Source organism: Paenibacillus sp. LHD-117 (assembly GCF_030929555.1).
In the GTDB taxonomy this organism is placed as follows: Bacteria; Bacillota; Bacilli; order Paenibacillales; family Paenibacillaceae; genus Pristimantibacillus.
Genome location: NZ_JAVFVT010000003.1, coordinates 22,861 through 44,098 on the forward strand (window position 1 = coordinate 22,861; position 21,238 = coordinate 44,098).

The 21,238-nt window shown below is 56.7% G+C and carries 18 protein-coding genes and 1 riboswitch; of the genes, 14 read left to right on the top strand and 4 right to left on the bottom strand.

Features of this window, described 5'->3' with window-relative positions; translation table 11 throughout:
* Positions 1-71 precede the first annotated feature (71 nt).
* Positions 72-1,106: a ThiF family adenylyltransferase gene (locus RB620_RS02590; protein ID WP_308091957.1), complete on the bottom strand. Its 1,035-nt coding sequence runs from the start codon at positions 1,104-1,106 to the stop codon at positions 72-74.
* A gap of 13 nt (positions 1,107-1,119) precedes the next feature.
* Positions 1,120-1,866, bottom strand: coding sequence for a molybdenum cofactor biosynthesis protein (locus tag RB620_RS02595; protein WP_308091958.1), 747 nt, complete (start codon positions 1,864-1,866; stop codon positions 1,120-1,122).
* A gap of 113 nt (positions 1,867-1,979) precedes the next feature.
* Here RB620_RS02595 and moaA point away from each other — a divergent pair, with 113 nt between their 5' ends.
* The 11 genes from moaA to RB620_RS02650 all read left to right on the top strand — a co-directional run bounded on the left by moaA (position 1,980) and on the right by RB620_RS02650 (position 15,105).
* Positions 1,980-2,981 (top strand): GTP 3',8-cyclase MoaA, encoded by a 1,002-nt coding sequence (gene moaA, locus RB620_RS02600; protein WP_308091959.1) that lies wholly within the window; start codon positions 1,980-1,982, stop codon positions 2,979-2,981.
* Positions 2,982-3,008: 27 nt separating this feature from the next.
* Complete coding sequence (locus RB620_RS02605; protein WP_308091960.1) at positions 3,009-4,454, top strand: bifunctional metallophosphatase/5'-nucleotidase; 1,446 nt, start codon at positions 3,009-3,011, stop codon at positions 4,452-4,454.
* Between the two features lie 157 nt (positions 4,455-4,611).
* On the top strand, positions 4,612-5,730 hold the full coding sequence (locus RB620_RS02610) for an HD-GYP domain-containing protein (protein WP_308091961.1): 1,119 nt from the start codon (positions 4,612-4,614) through the stop codon (positions 5,728-5,730).
* A gap of 331 nt (positions 5,731-6,061) precedes the next feature.
* Positions 6,062-7,183 carry a radical SAM/CxCxxxxC motif protein YfkAB gene (gene yfkAB, locus RB620_RS02615; protein WP_308092152.1) on the top strand — a complete coding sequence of 374 codons (1,122 nt, stop codon included), beginning with the start codon at positions 6,062-6,064 and terminating at the stop codon, positions 7,181-7,183.
* Positions 7,184-7,209: 26 nt separating this feature from the next.
* Complete coding sequence (gene ytvI, locus RB620_RS02620; RefSeq protein WP_308091962.1) at positions 7,210-8,241, top strand: sporulation integral membrane protein YtvI; 1,032 nt, start codon at positions 7,210-7,212, stop codon at positions 8,239-8,241.
* A gap of 56 nt (positions 8,242-8,297) precedes the next feature.
* Positions 8,298-8,400, top strand: a riboswitch (TPP riboswitch).
* Positions 8,401-8,622: 222 nt separating this feature from the next.
* On the top strand, positions 8,623-10,386 hold the full coding sequence (gene thiC, locus RB620_RS02625) for a phosphomethylpyrimidine synthase ThiC (RefSeq protein WP_308091963.1): 1,764 nt from the start codon (positions 8,623-8,625) through the stop codon (positions 10,384-10,386).
* A complete protein-coding gene (locus RB620_RS02630) occupies positions 10,379-11,506 on the top strand; it encodes a ThiF family adenylyltransferase (RefSeq protein ID WP_308091964.1) in 1,128 nt (375 codons plus the stop codon). The genes thiC and RB620_RS02630 overlap by 8 nt, the downstream gene beginning before the upstream one ends.
* Positions 11,503-12,390 carry a thiamine phosphate synthase gene (thiE, locus tag RB620_RS02635; protein WP_308091965.1) on the top strand — a complete coding sequence of 296 codons (888 nt, stop codon included), beginning with the start codon at positions 11,503-11,505 and terminating at the stop codon, positions 12,388-12,390. The genes RB620_RS02630 and thiE overlap by 4 nt, the downstream gene beginning before the upstream one ends.
* A 6-nt stretch (positions 12,391-12,396) precedes the next feature.
* Complete coding sequence (locus RB620_RS02640; RefSeq protein ID WP_308091966.1) at positions 12,397-13,197, top strand: thiazole synthase; 801 nt, start codon at positions 12,397-12,399, stop codon at positions 13,195-13,197.
* Positions 13,194-14,294: a glycine oxidase ThiO gene (gene thiO / locus RB620_RS02645; RefSeq protein WP_308091967.1), complete on the top strand. Its 1,101-nt coding sequence runs from the start codon at positions 13,194-13,196 to the stop codon at positions 14,292-14,294. Before RB620_RS02640 ends, thiO begins: the two co-directional genes overlap by 4 nt.
* An 82-nt stretch (positions 14,295-14,376) precedes the next feature.
* Positions 14,377-15,105, top strand: coding sequence for a GT-D fold domain-containing glycosyltransferase (locus RB620_RS02650; protein WP_308091968.1), 729 nt, complete (start codon positions 14,377-14,379; stop codon positions 15,103-15,105).
* Positions 15,106-15,287: 182 nt separating this feature from the next.
* On the opposite strand, the gene RB620_RS02655 is transcribed toward RB620_RS02650, so the two are convergent.
* Positions 15,288-16,310, bottom strand: coding sequence for a ketoacyl-ACP synthase III (locus tag RB620_RS02655; protein ID WP_308091969.1), 1,023 nt, complete (start codon positions 16,308-16,310; stop codon positions 15,288-15,290).
* A 188-nt stretch (positions 16,311-16,498) separates the two neighbouring features.
* On the opposite strand from RB620_RS02655, the gene RB620_RS02660 reads away from it, so the two are divergent.
* The 3 genes from RB620_RS02660 (at position 16,499) to RB620_RS02670 (ending at position 19,976) form a co-directional block, all read left to right on the top strand.
* The gene (locus RB620_RS02660) at positions 16,499-17,248 is read left to right on the top strand and encodes a YhcN/YlaJ family sporulation lipoprotein (protein WP_308091970.1); all 750 of its coding nucleotides are present in this window, start codon (positions 16,499-16,501) and stop codon (positions 17,246-17,248) included.
* 203 nt (positions 17,249-17,451) lie between these two features.
* Positions 17,452-18,777, top strand: a complete 1,326-nt coding sequence (locus tag RB620_RS02665) for a nucleotide sugar dehydrogenase (RefSeq protein WP_308091971.1) — start codon at positions 17,452-17,454, stop codon at positions 18,775-18,777.
* Positions 18,774-19,976: a glycosyltransferase gene (locus RB620_RS02670; protein WP_308091972.1), complete on the top strand. Its 1,203-nt coding sequence runs from the start codon at positions 18,774-18,776 to the stop codon at positions 19,974-19,976. The genes RB620_RS02665 and RB620_RS02670 overlap by 4 nt, the downstream gene beginning before the upstream one ends.
* Positions 19,977-20,034: 58 nt before the next feature.
* On the opposite strand, the gene wecB is transcribed toward RB620_RS02670, so the two are convergent.
* Positions 20,035-21,111 carry a non-hydrolyzing UDP-N-acetylglucosamine 2-epimerase gene (gene wecB, locus RB620_RS02675; protein WP_308091973.1) on the bottom strand — a complete coding sequence of 359 codons (1,077 nt, stop codon included), beginning with the start codon at positions 21,109-21,111 and terminating at the stop codon, positions 20,035-20,037.
* Between the last annotated feature and the right edge of the window lie 127 nt (positions 21,112-21,238).

Genomic DNA, 21,238 nt, shown 5'->3' on the forward strand with positions numbered 1-21,238 from the left:
GTGATCGCTCAGATATATAGATAGTAACAACCAATCCACGTATTGGCAATACGAAAGTCGTCTAAATGATGCTAAATACCTAATAATTCGGCATAAATCGACCTTGCTTTCGACGTTTCCTCGGTCCCCTGGATGATGGCGCGCCCATCGGAAAATAAAACGAATGTCATATCGTTTTTCAGCTTGACGCGGAGAAGGTAAGGATTTTGATCTAGTTCCCCTGCGGCAGACAACCGCTCTGCCAGCTGACCGAGATCTAGCGCGACCTTCGTCCCCGGCGTCAAATGGACGGAATTGCGTCCGCATAATGCTGCGGCAATCGGGACTTGCTCATCGTGATCCAGGTATTCGAACCGGCGCTCCTCCCCGCATACGGGACAGTCGGGACGTTTGGCATGCCGGATCGAAAGCGGCAGCCAGGCATGATTCCACAAGTCGGCTTGAAACAGCGTGCCGTGCAGCGCTTCCCGGTTGCCGGAGAGCAGCTTCAGCGCCTCCGTTGCCTGCAGCGAACCGATGACGTCCACGATGGGGGAGATGACGCCTGCCGTCTCGCATGTATCCGAGGCGCCAGGCGGCGGCGTCTCTGGAAATACGCAGCGGTAACACGGCGTCTCGTCCGGGAGGATCGTCATGGTCATGCCCGAGGCGCCGACGGCGCCGCCATAGATCCATGGCACGCCATGTTTGATGGCGTAATCATTAACGAGATAACGGACCGTAAAGTTATCCGTTCCGTCTACGATCAGCTCGACGCCATCCAGGAGCGACTCGGCATTGTCCGCGCTCAGGTCGGCGGCAACCGCCTCGATGGCTACGGTTCCGTTCATGGCGCCGAGCCGGCGCGCAGCAGCTTCCGCTTTGGGCAGCAGATCCTCCGCGTCCTGCTCCGTGTAAAGAAGCTGTCGCTGTAGGTTACTCCATTCGACGATGTCGCGGTCGATGAGACGGACGAACCCGACGCCGGAACGTACCAGATGCTGGGCTATGACGCAGCCGAGCGCCCCTACGCCAACGACGGCGACTCGCGCATCCGCGAGCCGCTTCTGTCCGGTCTCGCCGATCGGACGGAACCGCATCTGCCTTGCATATCGCGTTACATCCATGCGGAATCCTCCTTTACTCGGGCTGCAGAGCGGCTGTCGGGTCCCATGGGCCAAGCTGATGTCCCTTCCACTCGGAGCCGTCCTCCCATATTTCTTTTTTCCAAATCGGAACGATTTGCTTCAACCGTTCGATCGCGTATCTGCTCGCTTCGTAGCAATACTCCCGATGTGGGGCGGACACGGCAATGACGACGCTCGTCTCCGCAAGGCCAACGACTCCTATGCGATGCGTGATTGCGCATAACGCGCCGGGCCACCTGTCGCCGATCTCGGCGCCGATCTGCTCCATGGTCGCAACGGCCATCGGTTCGTAGGCCTCGTATTCGAGCCTGACGGTGCGCTGTCCGTGCGTCCATTCCCGCGTCGTCCCGACGAACGCAATCGCTGCGCCGTGCTCCTTGACGATGACTTTGGCGAGGACGTCATCGGTCTCGATCCGTTCGTTGGTAATCGCAAATTTGGGCGCCGATGCCAAGTTTTCAATTTCTCCGGATCCTTCGAGCTCCTCGCCCCCGGATACGGGAGGGAGCAGCGCGAGCTCGTCCGTCGCGCGAATCAGGTCGCCGTCCGCGACGTACGCGTGGTTGCGCGCCACGAAACAAATCGCAAGCAAGGATGAATGCTCCGCATGCGTCCTCGCGATCCACGATTTCAGCTCCCCCGCGGTCAGCTGATCCGATTCGCTCTCCAACGTTAGCTGCGCTGTGCCAAGCCGTTCCGGCAATCCGGCGAACAGCTTGATTTTCCATGTATGGTTCATTTATGTATAACTCCTTGTAACGGCCTAAGAATAGGGTCCGAAGATGCTTCTAGAATACCATAAAAGCAAAAAAAATGTTATGCTGTAAGGTATACAGGAAGGTGGTGGACGGCGTGCTGGAGCTGAAGGATCGGTTTGGAAGAAAACATGATTACTTAAGGATTTCGGTAACCGACCGGTGCAATTTGCGCTGTCTGTACTGCATGCCGGAAGAAGGCGTGGAATTTACCGAATCGGAGAACGTGCTTCGTTACGACGAGATCGTCGAGGTCGTGGAGACGGGCGCGTCACTCGGCATTACGAAGCTTAGAATAACGGGCGGCGAGCCGCTCATCAGGCCGAATCTGGACGGGCTGATCGCCAGATTGTCCAGCATCCCGGGCATAACGGACATCGCGTTGACGACGAACGGGATCTTTTTGGCCAAGCAGGCGAAGGCGCTCAAGGAAGCGGGCTTAAACAGGGTGAACATCAGCCTTGATACTCTAGATGCGGCTAGGTTTCGGTTCATCGCAAGGCGCGGAGAGCTGAAGCGGGTATTGGAAGGCATCGAGGCGGCTGCGGACGCCGGCTTCGATCCGATCAAGCTGAACTGCGTGCTGCTTAAGGGCGTGAACGAAGACGAAATCGCGCAGTTTCTTAAGCTTGCTTACGAACGGCCGCTCCATGTCCGGTTCATCGAATACATGCCGATCGGACATGCCGACGAGAATTGGCGAAATCATTATTTGCCTCTCTCCCGCGTGCTGGAGATCGCCGAGCAGGAAGGCTATGAATTGTCGCGAAGAGAGCAGGTCCGCGGGAACGGGCCTTCCGACGATTGGCAAATGGCGGGCGCGGTCGGCTCGTTCGGGCTCATTCATCCGATCAGCGACCACTTCTGCAGCAACTGCAACCGCCTTCGCCTTACGGCCGACGGGAATCTGAAGCCATGCCTCTACTGGATGGATGAGCTGAACGTCAAAAACGCGCTCGGGGACCGAGACGCCATGAAGGAGCTGTTCTTCAAAGCGATGGACATCAAACCTGAGAATCACGAGATGGCGGCCAAGCTTGCCGACAACGCGTTATCCCATGTCCCTACGGAACGTCGTATGTCGCAAATCGGGGGATAAGTTTACGGGCGGAAGGCGGTGCTTCGGATGAGAGATAACTTCGAAAGCTTGGAGAAAAAAGTAGTGCTCATGCACAGCAACGATATTCATAGCCGCCTGGAGAACGCCGCGAGAATCGCCTCTATCATCGCGGAAGAACGGAGAACATGGGGAGCGGATCGCGTGCTGGCCGTCGATTGCGGCGATCATATGGACCGCATGAGGCAGGAGACGGAAGGAAGCGAGGGTCTCGTGAACGTCAGGCTGCTTCAGGAGGCCGGGTACGAAGCCGTCACGCTCGGCAATAACGAAGGGTTGACCTATACGCCGGAAGTGCTGGCTAGCCTGTACGGGAACGTTGCCGAATTCGGGGTCATATGCGCCAATATGGCGCTCAGCGAATCGGGGGAATGCCCGGATTGGATGAGTCCGAGCCGCGTGCTGCGGAAGAACGGCCTTCGCATCGGCCTGATCGGCGCAACCGCCAACTTTTGCGAATTTTACGAGCTGCTTGGCTGGAAGACAACCGATCCGCTGGAGGCGATCCGCGTCCAAGCGGAGCGGCTGAAGGACGAGTCGGACGTCATCATCGTTATGTCTCATCTCGGAATTGCGCTGGATCGAACCATCGCGGAAGAAATTCCCGGCATTCATCTTATTGTGGGCGGCCACACCCATCACTTGCTAGAGGAGCCGCTGCTCGTGAACGGCGCCATGATTTGCGCGGCCGGTAAATTCGGCGATTACGTAGGCAGGGTCGAGATCACATGGGACGAGGACGCGTCCCGCCCTGTCCTCCGCGGTTCCTGCGTGCCGACCGGCGCTTTCTCCGGGAAGGAAGAAGCGGAGGCATGCATTAGCTCTTACCGCGAATCGAGCCGTCTTAAGCTGGGGAGAGTCGCTGCCGTTCTGAAAGAGCCGCTTCCGTCCAACGCGGCTAAGGAGAATCCGCTCGCGAATTTGCTTGCCGCCGGGCTGAGACGCTGGACGAATGCAGAGATCGGGCTTGTCAACGCGGGCCAGCTGCTTGGCGGTCTGGCGAAAGGCGATGTAACCGCCGGCGAGCTGCATGCCATTTGTCCGTCGCCGATAAACCCATGCAGGATGAGCATTCGCGGTTCTAAACTTCGAACCGCGCTGGAGCAGTCGCTTATGGATTCGTACATTCATAAGCCAATCAAGGGTTTTGGCTTCCGTGGAGAGGTGCTGGGCACGCTTGCGATCGACGGCATGACGGTGACTTACGATATGGACCGGCCGGACTTGGATCGGATCATGCAAATCGTAGTGAACGGAGAGGCGTTCGACGATGATCGGCTGTACGCGGTCGGATCGATCGATATGTTCAGCTTTAAAGTCGGCTACGAGTCGCTTGCGGAGGCGGAGAGCTTCCAGTTTTACCTTCCGGAGTTCATTCGCGACGTCATTGAGCGCGAATTGGATCATTCGGAGTCTTTGATGAGCTGCAGAGAGAATCGATGGCACCGCCGTTAGGTGGATTTCGTCGAAATTATGCAGTATTTCGGAGAAAAATGTCGAACTTTTAGCATAATATGGTTGCGTAAAAACGCATTTTCACGTAAATTAACAATACAAGCGGGTAAATCCGATATGTATAGTTAAGAAGTCACAGCGGGGAAGGACCGAGAAAATGCGTTTGCTATCCATTACGCAATGCAAGCCGGGCATGAGACTGGCCAAAAAAATATTTTCGGAAGACGGCATCGTCCTGCTCGGTGACCGTATGGAGCTGACGAACCGACTAATCACCCGGTTGGCTGAATGCGGCGTTCAATACGTGTACGTCGAGGACTCGAGAACTGAGGATATCATCCCGCCTTCCCTGATCCGCGAAGAAACGTTCCGTATGGCCATCAAGGAAATTCGCACGAATTTCCGTGAGATGATGGACCGTCCGCATAAGCGGAAGGGCGCCGCATACCCGTATATCGCCCAGCCCTTCAAAGCCATGATGAATTTAATCATAGACGATTTATCGAACCAAGAAGAAGCGATGATCATGCTCATGAACATGGGTACTGTGGACCACTACTTGTTCCAGCATTCGCTTAACGTATGCGTATATTCCACGCTGCTAGGACTTTCGAACGGTTATTCGCGCGAGGAAGTGACGACGCTGGGGCTTGGAGCGCTGCTTCACGACATCGGCAAGACGCAGATCAACGTCAACGTGCTGAAGAAACCGGATAAACTTACAAACGATGAATTCGAGCTCATGAAACGGCATCCGCAGATCGGATTCGAGCTGCTCAAGGATGAGCCGAACTTGCCGCTGATCGTCGCGCATTGCGCGTTCCAGCATCATGAACGATTAGACGGAAGCGGATATCCGCGCGGGATCAAAGGAAACGAAATTCACGATTACGCGAAGTGGATCGGGTTGGTCGATTCTTACGACGCGATGACGACGAATCGGGTATATCGCGCTCCAATGCTGCCGCACGATGCGATGGAACGGCTGTATGCCGGTTCCGGAACGCTCTACGAGCAGCGAATGCTTCAACTGTTCCGGGATAAGGTTGCCATCTACCCAATCGGAATGACGGTCAGCTTGAAGACGGGCGAGCGCGGCGTCGTGGTCGACCTGAACAATGCCTACCCGCATAGGCCTGTCGTCCGGATATTGAGCAACGAGGCGGGAGAAGATTTGAAGGTGCCATACGAGATCGACTTGTCCAAGCAGCTGACGGTCATGATCGTGGGAGTGAACGATCAAGAGACCGATGTTCCCCTCGTATCCGGCATCTGACCACATCAGGAAGTTTAAGTTCTTTAAAGCGACATAGCGTAAAAGAAGATCTTTCTGATTGGCGATAAAAACTTCCGCTTAAACGCGGTCGCACATCCTCGAATTACTCCGATTGGAGTTTTTCTCATGAACGCGAAAGAAGCAGAGGCCGCAAGGCCTCTTTTTTGGCGCCGCGAACGGTAGAAAACGGCCTGCGGTTTGCGATTGCATTTGCTTCCCGTACCGTCTGACATTACAATAAAAGAAGTGCATAAAGACTAGAACTGAAGTAAGGTGCTGAAAGCCGATGAAACCAATAAACATGCTAGATACGAGTTTTCCACATATAGGAATGAAGTCCCGCGGGACGTTGCCTCCACTAACGCCTTCCAATGATCCATGGGACCCTCTTAATTCCTTAAAGCAATACGGCCGCCACCGGCTGACGAGCGTGGAGATGACGGTCACGAACCTGTGCAACATGCGCTGCGAGCATTGCGCCGTTGGCGATACCCTGGTCATGATGGAGCCAGCCAAAATTCCGCTGGATCAAATGCTGAAGCGTTTGGACGAGGTCGAGCATTTGGAGACGATCAGCATTACGGGCGGCGAGCCGACCTTCTCGGAACGTACGGTCAAGGATTATATGGTTCCTCTCCTGCAGTATGCCAGAAACCGAGGCATCCGCTCGCAGATCAATTCCAACGTAACGCTGCCGTACGGCAGGTATGAGCTGCTCGCTCCTTATCTCGACGTCATGCATATATCCTTCAACTACACATCGGCGGATGATTTCCACGAGATCGGTTTCGCCAAAGCCGGACATTCCGTGTCGAAGGAAGCGGCCGCAAAGCTTTACGGCCGGATGATCGACAACGCGAAGAGACTAAGCGACGCGGGCGTGCTCGTGTCCGCCGAGTCGATGATCAACTATCGGACGTACGACCGGATCGACGAGATTCATCGGCTCATCGTGGAGATGGGCTGCGGGCGACATGAAGTCCATCCGATGTACCCTAGCTCCTTCGCCAAAGATCTGCCCATCATTAAGAAAGAACAAATGCGAAGTGCAGTGGAGCTGCTGCTGGACAACCGCGACCCGTCGGTCTGGATGCTGTTCGGAACGCTTCCGTTCTACCATTGCAGCGACGATGCGGAAGACCGGAGGCTGCTTCGTAGACTTGCGGGCGAGCCGAACGTGACGGTCAGGAACGACCCGGACGGGCGCAACCGGCTGAATGTCAACCTATTCACGGGCGACGTGTTCGTGACCGACTTCTCCGACGTGCCGGCTTTCGGCAACATCGCCGATTCGAAGCTGGACGACGTGTTCGAGAAGTGGCTGCAGCATTCGCTTGCCCAAAGCGTGAACTGCCATTGCCCCGCCGCCGCTTGCTGCGGTCCGAACTTGCTAGTGAAAGACATGTACTACCGAGACGTTGATTTCCACATGCGCGAAGCAAGATTGGAATAGAATTAGAGCAAGGAGGGATATCCCGCATGTCGATTCGGACAATCGTACTCATCGCAGTAGGCTTATTGCTCATTTATTTGGTATTTACCGTAGGCGCGCCGTTCCTGTTGGCGCTTGTCGTGGCGATCTTCCTGGAGCCCCTGAACGGCCTGCTCATGAAGAGATTCCGATTGAACCGGCTGGTATCCTCCGTCATATCCAGCACCTTGTTCACCGCGATTCTCGTCGGTCTGATCGTGCTGCTCGGGATGAAAATCATCGCCGAGCTGATCGCCTTCCTGGAAAAGGTGCCGAATTATTTCGAGAACGCAAATTCGTTCGTCGATCAGCTGCTCGCCGACGCCAAAGGTCTGTACCAGAACTTCCCGCCAGACGCCGTCGCTACGCTGGAAGAGTATCTGATGAGCCTGACGAATACCATCACGTCGATGGTCGGCAAGCTCTCGACGACCATCGTCGGTTTCGCCTCGACGCTGCCTGGCATGTTCATCTTCTTCATCGTTTTCCTGGTCGCGGTTTATATGTTCAGCTTCAGTCTGAACACGATGAAAGCGTCCGTGTTGTCCTTTTTCGAGGAATCGTCGAGGCCGCAAGTGGATCAAATGCTGAACAACCTGCGCAAGTCGATCTTCGGATTTCTTCGCTCCCAGATTATTCTAAGCGGTATGACGTATATCGTCTCGCTGATCGGACTCTTGATTCTGGGCATCAAATATCCGATGGCGATCGCGCTCGTGATCATTATCGTGGACATCATGCCGATTCTGGGAACGGGCTCCGTGCTTGTCCCTTGGGCATCCTATCTCATTCTGACCGGCGATATTTTCACAGGTGTCGGCTTGATCGTGTTGTTCCTCGTCATCACTGTATTCCGTCGCATCGTCGAACCGAAAATTCTCGGCGATTCCGTTGGCATCGGCGCGCTGCCCGCGCTCATCAGCCTTTATGTCGGCTTTAAGCTTGTTGGCGTAATCGGCGTCTTTATCGGTCCGCTGATCGTCATTATTTATATGGCGGCAAGGCAAGCGGGATTGTTCCAGACGAAGATTAAGTTGTAGCGATCAAGAAGAATATGGTTGACAGCCGTCCGCGGCTGGCAGTATAGTCAAACAAGGAAATCCACTAGGGGCGCCGAAAGGCTGAGATAAAGCGATTGCTTTGGTCCCTTTGAACCTGATCTGGGTCATGCCAGCGTAGGAAAGTGGGACACAGAATTCGGCCTATGCCAGTCGCGGATGTTTGAAACTCCGCTTGGCCGGATCGTCGTCAATGCGCGCAGCCGCGACGCGAACCTAGTAGGAGCTTGTTGACGGGACTCTATTCGTCAGCAATGTCCCATCGAAGTTCCGAGCGCGTCGGCCAGCGCCCGTAAACTTTCTCATATGTTGCGTATGCCTCCAGGTGGAATTCCCAAAATTCCATGAGGAGGTTTTTTTGTTATGCCGATATTGACCACGCCGTTGCCCGGCAGCCGCAAATTGTATGTAGAGGGGAGCGATCCTTCCATTCGGGTGCCTATGCGCGAGATCGCGCTGACAGCCAGCCAAAGCCGCAGCGGAGAAGAGGAACCGAATGAGCCTGTGCTCGTCTACGATGCGAGCGGCCCCTATACCGATGCGGAGTATGAAGCGGATGTCCGGAAAGGATTGCCGCCGCTGCGGGAGACTTGGATTACGGGCAGGTCGGACGTAGAGCGGTACGAAGGCCGAGAGGTGAAACCGGAAGACAACGGCTTCGCGTCGGAAGACAAGGCCAAACAGCGCGGAGCGGAGCTGTTCCCTAACCTTTCCAGGCAGCCGCTGCGCGCGATGGAGGGCCGGAACGTAACGCAGCTGCATTACGCCCGTCAAGGCATCGTAACCCCGGAGATGGAATTCATCGCGATCCGGGAAGGGATGAGCGCAGAATTCGTCAGGGACGAGGTGGCCAGAGGACGCGCCATCATCCCGGCGAACATCAATCATCCCGAATGCGAACCGATGATTATCGGTCGCGGCTTCCATGTAAAGATCAACGCGAATATCGGCAATTCGGCCGTCGCGTCGTCGATCGAAGAAGAGGTCGAGAAGATGACATGGGCGACGAGATGGGGCGCCGACACGATCATGGACCTGTCCACAGGCAAAAATATCCATACGACGAGAGAGTGGATCGTGCGGAATTCGCCGGTTCCGGTAGGCACCGTTCCGATTTATCAGGCGCTCGAGAAAGTGAACGGCAAAGCGGAGGACCTCAGCTGGGATGTGTTCCGCGATACGCTGATCGAGCAGGCGGAACAAGGCGTCGACTATTTTACGATCCATGCTGGCGTGCTGCTTAGGTACATCCCGCTGACGGCGAAGCGCGTGACGGGCATTGTCTCCCGCGGCGGCTCGATCATGGCGGCGTGGTGCCTCGCGCATCACAAGGAAAACTTCCTGTATACACATTTCGAAGACATCTGCCTCATCATGAAGCAATATGACGTATCGTTCTCGCTGGGAGACGGATTGCGCCCGGGTTCTATCGCCGATGCCAACGACGATGCGCAATTCGCCGAGCTGGATACGCTTGGCGAGTTGACAAAGATCGCTTGGAAGCATGACGTCCAGGTCATGATCGAAGGTCCGGGGCATGTACCTATGCATCTGATCAAGGAAAACATGGATCGGCAGCTGGCGGTATGCGACGAAGCGCCGTTCTACACGCTCGGGCCGCTGACGACCGATATTGCGCCGGGATACGACCATATCACTTCGGCGATCGGCGCCGCGATGATCGGCTGGTTCGGGACGGCGATGTTATGTTACGTCACGCCGAAGGAACATCTCGGTCTGCCGAACAAGGAGGATGTTAAGGAAGGAGTTATCACTTACAAAATCGCCGCCCACGCGGCCGACCTCGCGAAGGGGCATCCGCGCGCGAAGCTGCGCGACGACGCGCTCTCCAAGGCGCGTTTCGAATTCCGCTGGCGCGACCAGTTCCATCTTTCGCTTGACCCGGAACGGGCGATGTCTTACCACGACGAGACGCTGCCCGCGGAAGCGGCCAAGTCGGCGCATTTCTGCTCGATGTGCGGTCCGAAGTTTTGCAGTATGCGAATCACGCAGGACATCCGGGAATACGCGTCGCAGAATGGACTCGAAACTACGGAAGCGATCGAAGCGGGGATGAAGGAGAAGTCGGAGGCGTTCAAAGCCGGGGGAAACACGATTTATGCTTGAGTCGCAGGTTCAGGGGATATCGGAATCGGAGCGCGGCGGCTGGACCGATCGGTATTCCCGTCAAGTCCGCTTCGCGCCGATCGGCGATGAGGGTCAGCGCAGGCTGCGCGAAGCCAGCGTCATGATTGCCGGCTGCGGCGCCCTCGGCGCTTCGCTTGCGCAGCATATGGCGAGGTCCGGCGTCGGCAAGCTCGTGATTGTTGACAGGGATTACGTGGAGCCGAGCAATCTTCAGCGGCAGACGTTGTTCGACGAGGAGGACGCGCGAAGAGCACTGCCGAAGGCGGAAGCCGCGGCCGGCAAGCTCAGGCGCATCAACGGGGAAGTGACGGTGGAAGCTCACGTCGCGGATATGCGGGAAGGCAACGTACGCGGCTTCTCAAAAGGCGTCGATTTGATTCTCGACGGTACGGATAATGTCGCGACGCGTCTTATGCTGAGCGACGAAGCGTTCCGACTCGGCATACCGTTCTTGTATGGAGGCGCGACGGCTTCGCAAGGAATGAGCGCGATGCTCATTCCCGGCCGTACGGTTTGCCTGCGCTGCCTGATCGGCGGAGAGGAAGAGGCGGAGGAGGGCGAAACTTGCGACAGCATGGGCGTATTGTCCGCAACGGTCGAATTCGTCGCCGCGCTCCAGGCCGTCGAAGCGATCAAATGGCTGACGGGAAACCGCGATGCCATTAGGGGGACGTGGGTTCGAACGGATATTTGGAACTTCGGCTTTCGTGAGTCGAAGATGCCGTCGTACTTCCCGGGCTGCCCCCATTGCGGTGGCGGAACGGAACGAGAAGCGTTTGAAGTTGAAGCTTCCCCGTTAGCGGGGCGTCCGGCTGCCCTTCCCGCCGTATTATGCGGGAGAGATACGGTGCAAGTGACGATGGAAGGGCCGCTGCGGCTCGATTCTATCGCTGAGAAACTGCAAGCATTAGGCTGCCGGCTGACGGTTAACCGTTATTTGGTCAAAGCGGAGCTGCCTCGGCCGAGGGCGGTACGGCTAGTGCTGTTCCCCGACGGCAGGGTGCTTGTTCAGGGTACGACCGATATCGCGAAAGCCGAGACGTTATGCAACGCATACGTGAGCCAAATGTATCACGGACAGGAGGAGACGATACGATGAGAAATCGCGTGAACTGGGATCGGGTGCGGTTATATGTGATTACAGCGGAGAGCAACCATCCCGGAAGATCCGTGATCGAAGTCATGGAACAGACGTTGATCGGAGGGGCGGGCATGCTCCAGCTGCGCAACAAGACGGGAACGAGGGAACAGGTGCTGGAGCAGGCGCGGGCGCTTCGGGTGTTGACGCGACGGTACGGCGTTCCGTTCATCGTCAACGATTATCCCGATATCGCGATGGAGGTCGGTGCCGACGGGGTCCATCTCGGACAGGAGGACATGACCGTGCTGGAGGCAAGGGCTCTGCTCGGCGAGGACAAAATCATCGGCATCTCGACCCATTGCCTTGAGCATGCGCTGCGGGCCGAAGAAGCCGGGGCGGATTATATCGGCGTGGGACCGGTGTTCCCGACGGATACGAAACCGGGGCGCAAAGCCGTGACGACGTCTTACGTCCGGGAAGCGGCAAGCAACATCCGAATTCCGTTCGTCGCGATCGGAGGCATTACGCTGGGCAACGCGGATTCCGTCATCGAAGCGGGCGCAACGCGGTTATGCGCCGTGTCGGCCGTCGTCTCTAGTCCCGATCCGGCTGCGACCTGCCGTGCCTTCCTTCGGAAGCTGGACGAAGCGGAGGGGCGGCGCAATCGGGAAGCAGGAGACCGTCCGTTAAAGGCCGCCGCGTTGGTCGAGCTAACGCTGAACGGCAATCGGTATCGCACGTCCGCCTCCAACTTGGAGTCGCTTCTGCTCGAACTCGGTCAGAGGGACAAACGTCTGGTCGCGGAGCTGAACGGCGAGATCGTACCGCGAGGAAGTTGGCAGGAGACGGCGTTGGCGGATGGCTTGCGGATCGAGCTCATTCAATTCGTGGGGGGAGGATGACGGTTGATGAACCAGGATGTTTTTACGATTGGCGGCCAAACGTTCGGTTCCCGGTTCCTGTTCGGTACGGGACGATTCCCGAGTCCGGCGCTTCTGCAGCAATCGCTGCTGGCATCGGGCTCCGAAATCGTCACATTCGCCGTAAGGCGCGTCAATTTGGATCATGCTGAAGATGATTCAGTCCTGCAGCATTTGGACGGGAGAGAGCTGACCTATTTGCCTAATACGTCAGGCGCACGCGCGGCGGAAGAAGCGGTGCGAATCGCAAGGCTGTCCCGCGCGGCGGGGCTCGGCAACTGGATCAAGGTGGAGATTAGCGGCAGTCCCGTCACTTTGCTTCCCGATCCGATCGAGACGTTAAAAGCGACGGAGCAGCTCGCGAAGGAAGGTTTCGTTGTATTGCCTTACACCTCGGACGATCCGATTTTGTGCAAACGGCTGGAAGAGGCAGGCGCCGCTGCTGTCATGCCGGGCGGATCTCCGATCGGGACGGGGCTCGGGCTGCTCAATCCATATAATCTGTCTCTCATTATCGAGGATGCGCGCGTACCCGTCATCGTGGACGCGGGCATCGGCTCGCCCAAGGACGCCGCGGAGGCGATGGAGCTTGGCGCAGCCGCCATTCTTGCCAACACCCCAGTGGCGAAGGCAGGGAATCCGGCGGCGATGGCGAAGGCGTTCGCGCTCGCGATCGAAGCCGGTCGTCTCGCTTATCTCGCCGGACGAATCCCGAAGAAACGTTATGCGTCTGCCAGCAGCGATGAAGCCGGATCCTTGTTCGCCGGCGGAAGCAAGGCGAAGCAATGACGCAATCGGTCCTCGTGTTAGGCGGAGGCATCATCGGCTTGTCCTGCGCGTTCGAAGCGGCGCGCCGCGGATTTAAGGTCACGCTTGCGGAGCCGGGAAAGCTCGGCGGCCAAGCGTCCGGCGCCGCAGCGGGGATGCTTGCGCCGTTCACCGAAAACGGGGAACAGCCGGATTCATTTTTCCGGCTTTGCCTAAGCAGCTTGAAGCTGTACCCGGAATGGGTTCGGGCAGTAGAGGAGTGCTCGGGCCTTGCGGTCGAGTGGGAACAATCGGGCAGCCTTAACGTATTCCAGCACGAGGCGGATGTGCTTCCCGCGGAGGGGAGGATGCGCTGGCAGAACGATTGGGGCGCCCGTGCGGAGCTTGTCGATCCGGCCGCGCTGCGGAAGCTCGAGCCGGGGCTCTCCCATGAAGCTGCTGGCGCCGTCTTTATTCCGGAAGAAAGCCATGTGTACGCGCCGAAGCTGGTCGATGCGCTGGCAGCCGCATGCAGACGGCTTGGCGTGACGATATTGGAGCATGCGGGGGAGATCGGTGCGATAAACGTTGGCCTAGCGAACCCGATTCGCGGCGACCGCGTCGTCATTTGCTCGGGGGCTTGGACTACGTCGTACGAGGACATTTTGGGGATATCGATCCCGATTCATCCGATCCGCGGACAAATTTGTTCGTTCGATAGCCCGGAGGGCATTTTGCGGCATATGGTCTTTTCGAGCCAGGCATACTGGGTCGGCAAGCGGAACGGCAGAATCGTATGCGGCGCATCCGAAGACGTGGCGGGTTACGAGACAGCCGTCACGGACAAAGGCATCGGTCGTCTCACTCGGGCGACCGATCGATGGCTTCCTCGCCTGCAAGGGATAAAACCCGCGCATAGCTGGGCAGGCCTCAGACCCGCTACGCGCGACGGTCTTCCGCTCATCGGCCCGATAACCAGAGACGGCGAGTGGATCATGGCGGCGGGCCATTACCGCAACGGCATATTGCTCAGCCCGGTTACGGCCCATCTCGTGGCGGACATGCTGGAGGGGAGCCTGGATGCGAAGCGGCAAGCAGCGGTAGCCCCTTTTGCCCCAGGCCGTTTCACGTCTAGATAAGGGTCCAATCCATCGCCGGAAGGGCACATATACTGTTGGATGAGCGTGTATATGTGTACCCTAACCCGGAGGTGTGGATGGATTGATTTCTCATATTACCAATGATCAATTGCTCGATAAAAACGAAATCGTGGCAAGGCTCCGGTCCGCCTTGGAACTTAAGACACCTTACTTTCTCGTAAGGATCGGGGACGGCGAAAACTTTGTATTGTCGCAGGATTCGGTCTATACGATGGAGCAAACATTAAGCCAGCTATGGGTCAAAATCGCGAATCAAGGCCGGAAAGGCGTGAAGATCCCGAATCTAGAAATTCGCGACCGGATGGTGGAAGCGATTCGGGAAGCCGATATCGTCGGCATTCTCGCGCAGAACGACAGGACGATCCGTGCGCATCCGAGCCACAAGCGCCCGCTCACGGACAAAATTTTCAACCACTTCCAACTTCAGCCCAAAGCCGTATGCAACGCGATTGTGAACCAGGAGCTGATCTATCATAAACCGTTCTGGGAGATGCTGGCGGAGCAAGGCAGCAGGGTCATCCTCATCTCGCGTTGGGCCGGCGGCACGAAGCAGCGGCTTATCCGGCCTCCGTACAATCTGACGGTGCCTTTCACGCTGACATTCGAACGGTACGAGATGATGACCGACACGCTTGCGAAGATCGAAAGCCGCAAGGACGATTTCGATATTGCGCTCGTCTCTTGCGGCGTAAACGCTGTCGTGCTCGCCCATGAGATCGCGAAGCGGACGGGGAAGGTCGCGGTCGATTTCGGAATCGGATCGCAAATTATTTCCAGTGTCAAAATATAAGCAAAACAGATTGAAGCCGCATTCGCAAAGAGCCGTTCCTTGAGGAAAAAATCCTCTGGAGAACGGCTCTATTTGTTCATCTACATTGACGAAAATGAGAAATACGGCAGAATTCAAGATTCGATGTCGAATATGCTGCTTGGTATACATCGTGATCAAAAGTGGGCTTTTTGAACAACCTCTTAAAGCGACCAGCGCAGGATGGTTCCGGCTTGCGTAAGACCTCCGCCGAACCCGTGAAGCAGAAGCGTATGGCCCGCCTTCAGCCTGCCATCCTTCAAAGCTTCGTCCATTGCCAGCGGTATGGAGGCGGCCGAAGTGTTGCCGTGTTTCGCGATGCTTGCGATCGCCTGATCTCCCCGGAAGCCGGTTCGCTCGCATAACGCTTCGATGATTCGCATATTGGCGTTATGCGGGACGAACCAATCGATCTCCTCCGGTCCAACATTCGCGCTGCGAAGCAGCTCCGCGACGCCTTCCGCCACTTTGCTCACGGCCCATCGGTACACTTCACGCCCGTTCTGCACAAGCTTGCCGTTCATGATGAGCCCGTACTCGCCGATTGCGGGAGCGAGATGGCTGCAGTAGACATGGCGTCCTCCATCGCCGTCGGTGCTGTTATAGGATGCGATGAAATGACCGTCCCCTTCTTCGGTACGCTCGACAAGAACGGCACCGGCTCCGTCTCCGAACAGGATACATGTCGTACGATCGGTATAATCGGTTATTTTGGACAAAGCATCGGCGCCGATGACCAGAATTTTGCGGTGAAGTCCGGAGAGGATCAGCCCGTTCGCAAGCTGCAAGCCGGCTGTAAAGCCCGCGCAAGCGGCTTGAATATCAACCGCGCCGCAGCTCTTGATGCCGAAGCGGGCCTGCACGCCGGCCGCGACGCTAGGAAATACCGTATCCGGCGTAGAAGTGGCGACGATCACGTAATCGACGTCATCCAAACGTACGTCATATCTGGCCACAAGATCGGCAACGGCGGCGTAAGCCAGGTGGCTCGTATATTGGTCATCTCGGGCAATCCGCCGTTCCCGGATGCCGGTCCGCTGCAAGATCCATTCATCGGACGTATCGACAAGCCTTTCGAGATCGGCGTTCGTTAGCTTGCGTTCCGGTACGTAAGTACCGATCGCGGCGATGCGGGCAAGGGAGCGGAACATCGGCGCATTCGTTGCTGCAAGAGGATCCTGTCTCATCACTGCACATCCTTTATCGGTTATTATTATTAAATTTTAGTACCAGATACTAATACTTGATACCAATTGTAAGACTCCGGCTTCCGAAAGTCAATGGACGAATAGCGAGAAGGCATTCGGCAAACGCTAAGAAAGGCATCTATCGCACGATCATCATTGTTGGTTTTACGAATAGGAGGAGGATGCTCATGCGCAACCGCAACATGTGGACAATCCTGACGGCAAGCGTCGTGCTCGGGGCGATGCTCGGCGGCTGCTCGATGGAAAATCAAGGCGACCTAGGTAACAAAAACATTCGAACAAATCAAGTGAGATATGACGCGAACGGCAATTTGCTGCCAGACAAACGGTTTGCAGACGATCAGAAAAACGAGATGAACCGGGTGAACGGCCGCCGCTTGAATAGCAATAACCTTGTCGGATCCCACAAAAACTATCGGCTCGAGGTTAAGCCCGAATTCGGCGACAAGCTGACGAACGAGGTGGAAGGCATTCATAACGCCGTCGTAATGCTGGCCGATCATAATGCCTACGTGGCCGTCTCGCTGGATGAGAGTGTCCAGCAAGAAGGCGGAGTTAATTCCTTAAGCCGGACGTATATGGGCTTGTCGGGCTCCAAGGGAGTGGAAGCCGGCAGGCGAATGGGGGCTTTGTCCACGGGGCAGGATAAGCTTACCGACGAATTGACCGCGGAAATTACGGATGCCGTCAAGGCCATGAGACCCGACATTGAGCTCGTGTACGTTTCGGCGAATCCCGATTTCGTGGGCCGGATGAACGCTTACCTGAACGATTCGGTTCAAGGCTATCCCGTCCAGCATTACATTATGGAATTTAACGCGATGGTCGAGCGGATCTTCCCGCCGCGTACGACCAAGAGCAGCGACGAGCTCATTCGGCCTTACGGCCACCGGTTCGGCGGCAGACTGCTCGAATAGAAAAAGCATTTCCGCGCAGATCGAAAAGAAAACCGTCTTCAGGGCACGCAAGATGCCATGAAGACGGTTTTTTGGCATGATCAAGTCGCTCGGCGACCGCTTATTTCCAATTTTTGTGTCGTTTCGTCCATTCGTTGCAGGCTGCCTGTTCATATAGTATTCTAGCTGTTTTTTATATAAAGGCTGGAAATGAGGAGAGAGAATTGTATTCGACGAAGGAGCATATCTATGAAAATTCCGATGAAAATCGCACCGTCGCGATTATGGGGCTCGGATATGTGGGACTCCCGCTAGCCCTATTGTTCTCGAAGCATGGGTTTAGAGTGATCGGCATCGATCCCGATTCGGCTAAGATCGCAAAGCTTCAGAATGGCGGCAGCTATATTCATGAAGTAAGCGATGCGGATATTCGGGAGGCGATCGCATCGGAGCGGTTCCTCCCGACGAGCCAATATTCCGCGTCGCAAGCGGCAGAAGCGGTCATCATCTGCGTTCCGACCCCGCTAACGGCATACGGTACGCCAGACCTGAGTTATCTGACGTTGGCTGCGGCGCAGATCGGCACACAGCTGCGGAAAGGGCAGCTTGTCGTGCTGGAAAGCTCGACGTATCCGGGCACGACGAAGGAAGTGCTGATGCCGCTGCTAGGCAAGTCCGGCCTTCGCGCAGGCGAGGATTTCCATGTCGCCTACTCGCCGGAGCGCGTCGACCCGGGCAACGAAAGGTTTCCGCTTCAGCGGATACCGAAAATCGTGAGTGGCATAAGCGAGCGTTGCCTGGAACGCGTATCCGAGCTTTATCGCCACGTGTTTCCCCAGGTGCATCCGGTATCCAGCACGGACGCCGCGGAGATGACGAAAATATTGGAAAACGCCTACCGTCTGATCAATATTTCCTTCATCAACGAGATGGCGATCGCTTGCGATAAGCTCGGGCTGGACGTGTGGGAGGTCGTCACGGCCGCTTCGACGAAACCTTTCGGCTATCATCCCTTCTACCCGGGTCCCGGCATCGGAGGGCATTGCATTCCCGTCGATCCGTCTTATTTGCAATGGAGGCTCAAGAAATTCGGCATGGACTCGGAATTTATCGGAATAGCCAACGGAATCAATCACCGGATGCCGCTGTATATCATTCAGCAGCTAAAGCAGGCGATCGCGCCCAAGCCGCTGGCCGATTCGTCGATACTTGTCTACGGAGCGGCCTACAAGCCGGATATCGCGGATTACCGCGAGTCGGCCTCCATTGATTTGATGGAACTGCTTAGGCTGGAAGGTGCCAAGGTCTATTATCACGATCCCTATGTGCCGAAGCTGAAGGTAGGCGAGCTGGCGATGGCGAGCTCGGAATTGACGCCGGAGTTTCTGGGCAGTCTGGATGGCGTCATTATCGCCACTAACCATAGCGTCATGCCTCTCGACGAATTGCTAGAATACGCGCCGCTCGTTTATGATTCACGCAACGCGACGAGCGGACGAAGCGGACGCGCCGCCGTAATTAGGCTCGGGGGAGGCGAAGCGGTATCATGAACCAGCTGCGCGTTTGCAAGCTGATCCGCAGGCATTCCTTCCTCGACGTAAGGGTATGCCGGAAGCAGGCGCGGAGCTTGGCGGCCATGGGTCATGACGTCACGATCATGGCGCCGCGGATGAACGGCGCGCTGCTCGACGTGAACCGCCAGCCGCTTCCGAGGTCGAATTACGGGGGGGAACATTTTGATCTGGATGGCATTCATATCCGCACGTACCGGGCGAGGCACATCGTTCCGAATCTGAGAGCGATGCTGGAGACGCTTCGAGGGCACCATTACGGGCATGTTCCGGACGGCTTGTTCGCCGCGGCGCTCGACGTGTCCGCCGACGTCTATCACGCGCACGAGCCGGAGACGCTTTATGAGGCCGTTCTGATCAAGAGGAAGTTAGCCGAGGAAGGCCGATCGGTCAAAGTCGTCTTCGACGCGCACGAGCTGGAAGCCGATACTACGGTATTGCGTCAGCTCATGCTAGAAGCGGATCATCTCATTACGGTATCCCGGCCGATCGCTACGATCTATGCGAAACGTCATCCCCACATTCCAATCAGCCTTATCTACAATTCGCCAGAATGGGTGTCGGAGGAGGAGCTTGGGATAGGTAGAGGAGCAGCGGACCGCGGAGAGATCCCCTTCGTCATCGGCTACGAGGGAATGATAACGAAGGCGAAGGGCAATCCCGCCAAGATTAAAGCGGTGATGGACCGTTTGTCCGACGAAGGGTTGAACATACGGTTCAAGGTGCTCGGCAAAGTACAGATGGTCAAGCGGGGAGAGCAGAAGGAGTGGGAGAACTTCCTGCGGAACGACCCGAGGTTCGATTACGGATGGGTAAATTTCGATTCGCTAACGGAGCAATGGAAGGATGTCGACGCGGGATACATCTATTTCGATTTATCCACGTCGAATCGGCATTACGCGCTTCCGAACAAGTTTTTCAGCCTGCTGAATAGCGGCGTGCCGGTCGTGGTGAATGCCGCGGCAGCGATGGGTGCGGTCGTCCGAGAGCATCAATGCGGCATCGTGCTGCCCGGAAGGAATCCGTCGTCCTCGGAATACGCGGAAGCGTTCAAGCAGCTGTACGGCAATCCGGAGCAACTCGCCGAGATGGGGAGGAACGCCCGCGAGGCCATTCGAACGACTTTCGGCTGGCAGGAGATGGAGAAAAGGCTCGGAGACATTTATGCCGGGTTATAGCGCAACATGAAGAGGGACTGTCCGCGAGATTCATACGGGCAGTCCCTGCCGTCTTACATCAACTTTTACTAAAATAACGCTCCATCACCTGAACCATCCGGGCGGCCGCGCGACCATCCCCGAACAGGCGAGGATGGCGGCGAGGTTTGCCCAGCTTGCCGTATTCGCTTATGATCGCGTGAGCATTCGCTTCCGCGAGCCGATTCCAGCCCGCCTGCACCGTCTCGATCCATTCGGTCTCGCGGCGGATCGTCAGGCAAGGCACCTTAAGCATATAAGCTTCCTTCTGCAAGCCGCCGGAATCGGTTAAGACGGCGAACGCTTCGCTGGTTGCTCGTAGCATATTCAGATAGGAGAGCGGCGCGCATGTTATCAGGTTCGGATGCCCTAGCATCGATTCCAGCCCCCACCGCCGGATGTAACCCAGCGTCCGCGGATGCAGCGGCAGCAGTACTAACCGGTCCAGCTTGCCGAATGCTTCCAAGATGTTCGTCATGTTCGCCGCCGAATCGGTATTCTCCGCCCGATGAATGGTGGCGAGGCAATAAGAGCCCGGAGCCAGTCCCACTCTCTCCAGCACGTCTGAATGCTCCTTCGCGCGAGCGCTGTATTCAAGTACCGCGTCGTACATAATGTCTCCGACAAGATGAACGCGATTATCGATGCCCTCACGCTTTAAGTTGGTTACGGCAACGTCCGTCGGGCAGAACAGGACGGCGGAGAGATGATCCGTCAAGACGCGGTTGATTTCCTCCGGCATTGCCTTGTTAAAGCTCCGAAGCCCCGATTCCACGTGCACGACGGGAATGGACAATTTGGCGGCCGCAAGGCTTCCGGCAAGCGTCGAATTCGTATCGCCGTAGACGAGCACGGCATCCGGCTTATCGTCCTTGAGGATGGACTCTATGCCCTCGAGCATCCGGCCGGTCTGCGCGCCGTGCGGGGCGGAGCCGACTTCGAGCCGATAGTCCGGCTCGGGAAGGCCGAGCTCCCGGAAGAAGACGCCGGACATCGCTTCGTCGTAATGCTGGCCGGTATGGATCCACCGTTCTTCGTGCGCCGAACGGATCGCTCTGCTAAGCGGTCCTGCCTTGATGAATTGGGGGCGCGCTCCGACGACTGTCGCGATTTTCATGGCTATTTCACCTCTTTAAATCTTTGAATGGCGGTGGTTTGGCTGATTCTTATTCGATAGTTTATTCCTGCGGCATCGGAATGGACTGTTGCAGCCAACCATGTGAATACCTATTTTCGTAGCCGCT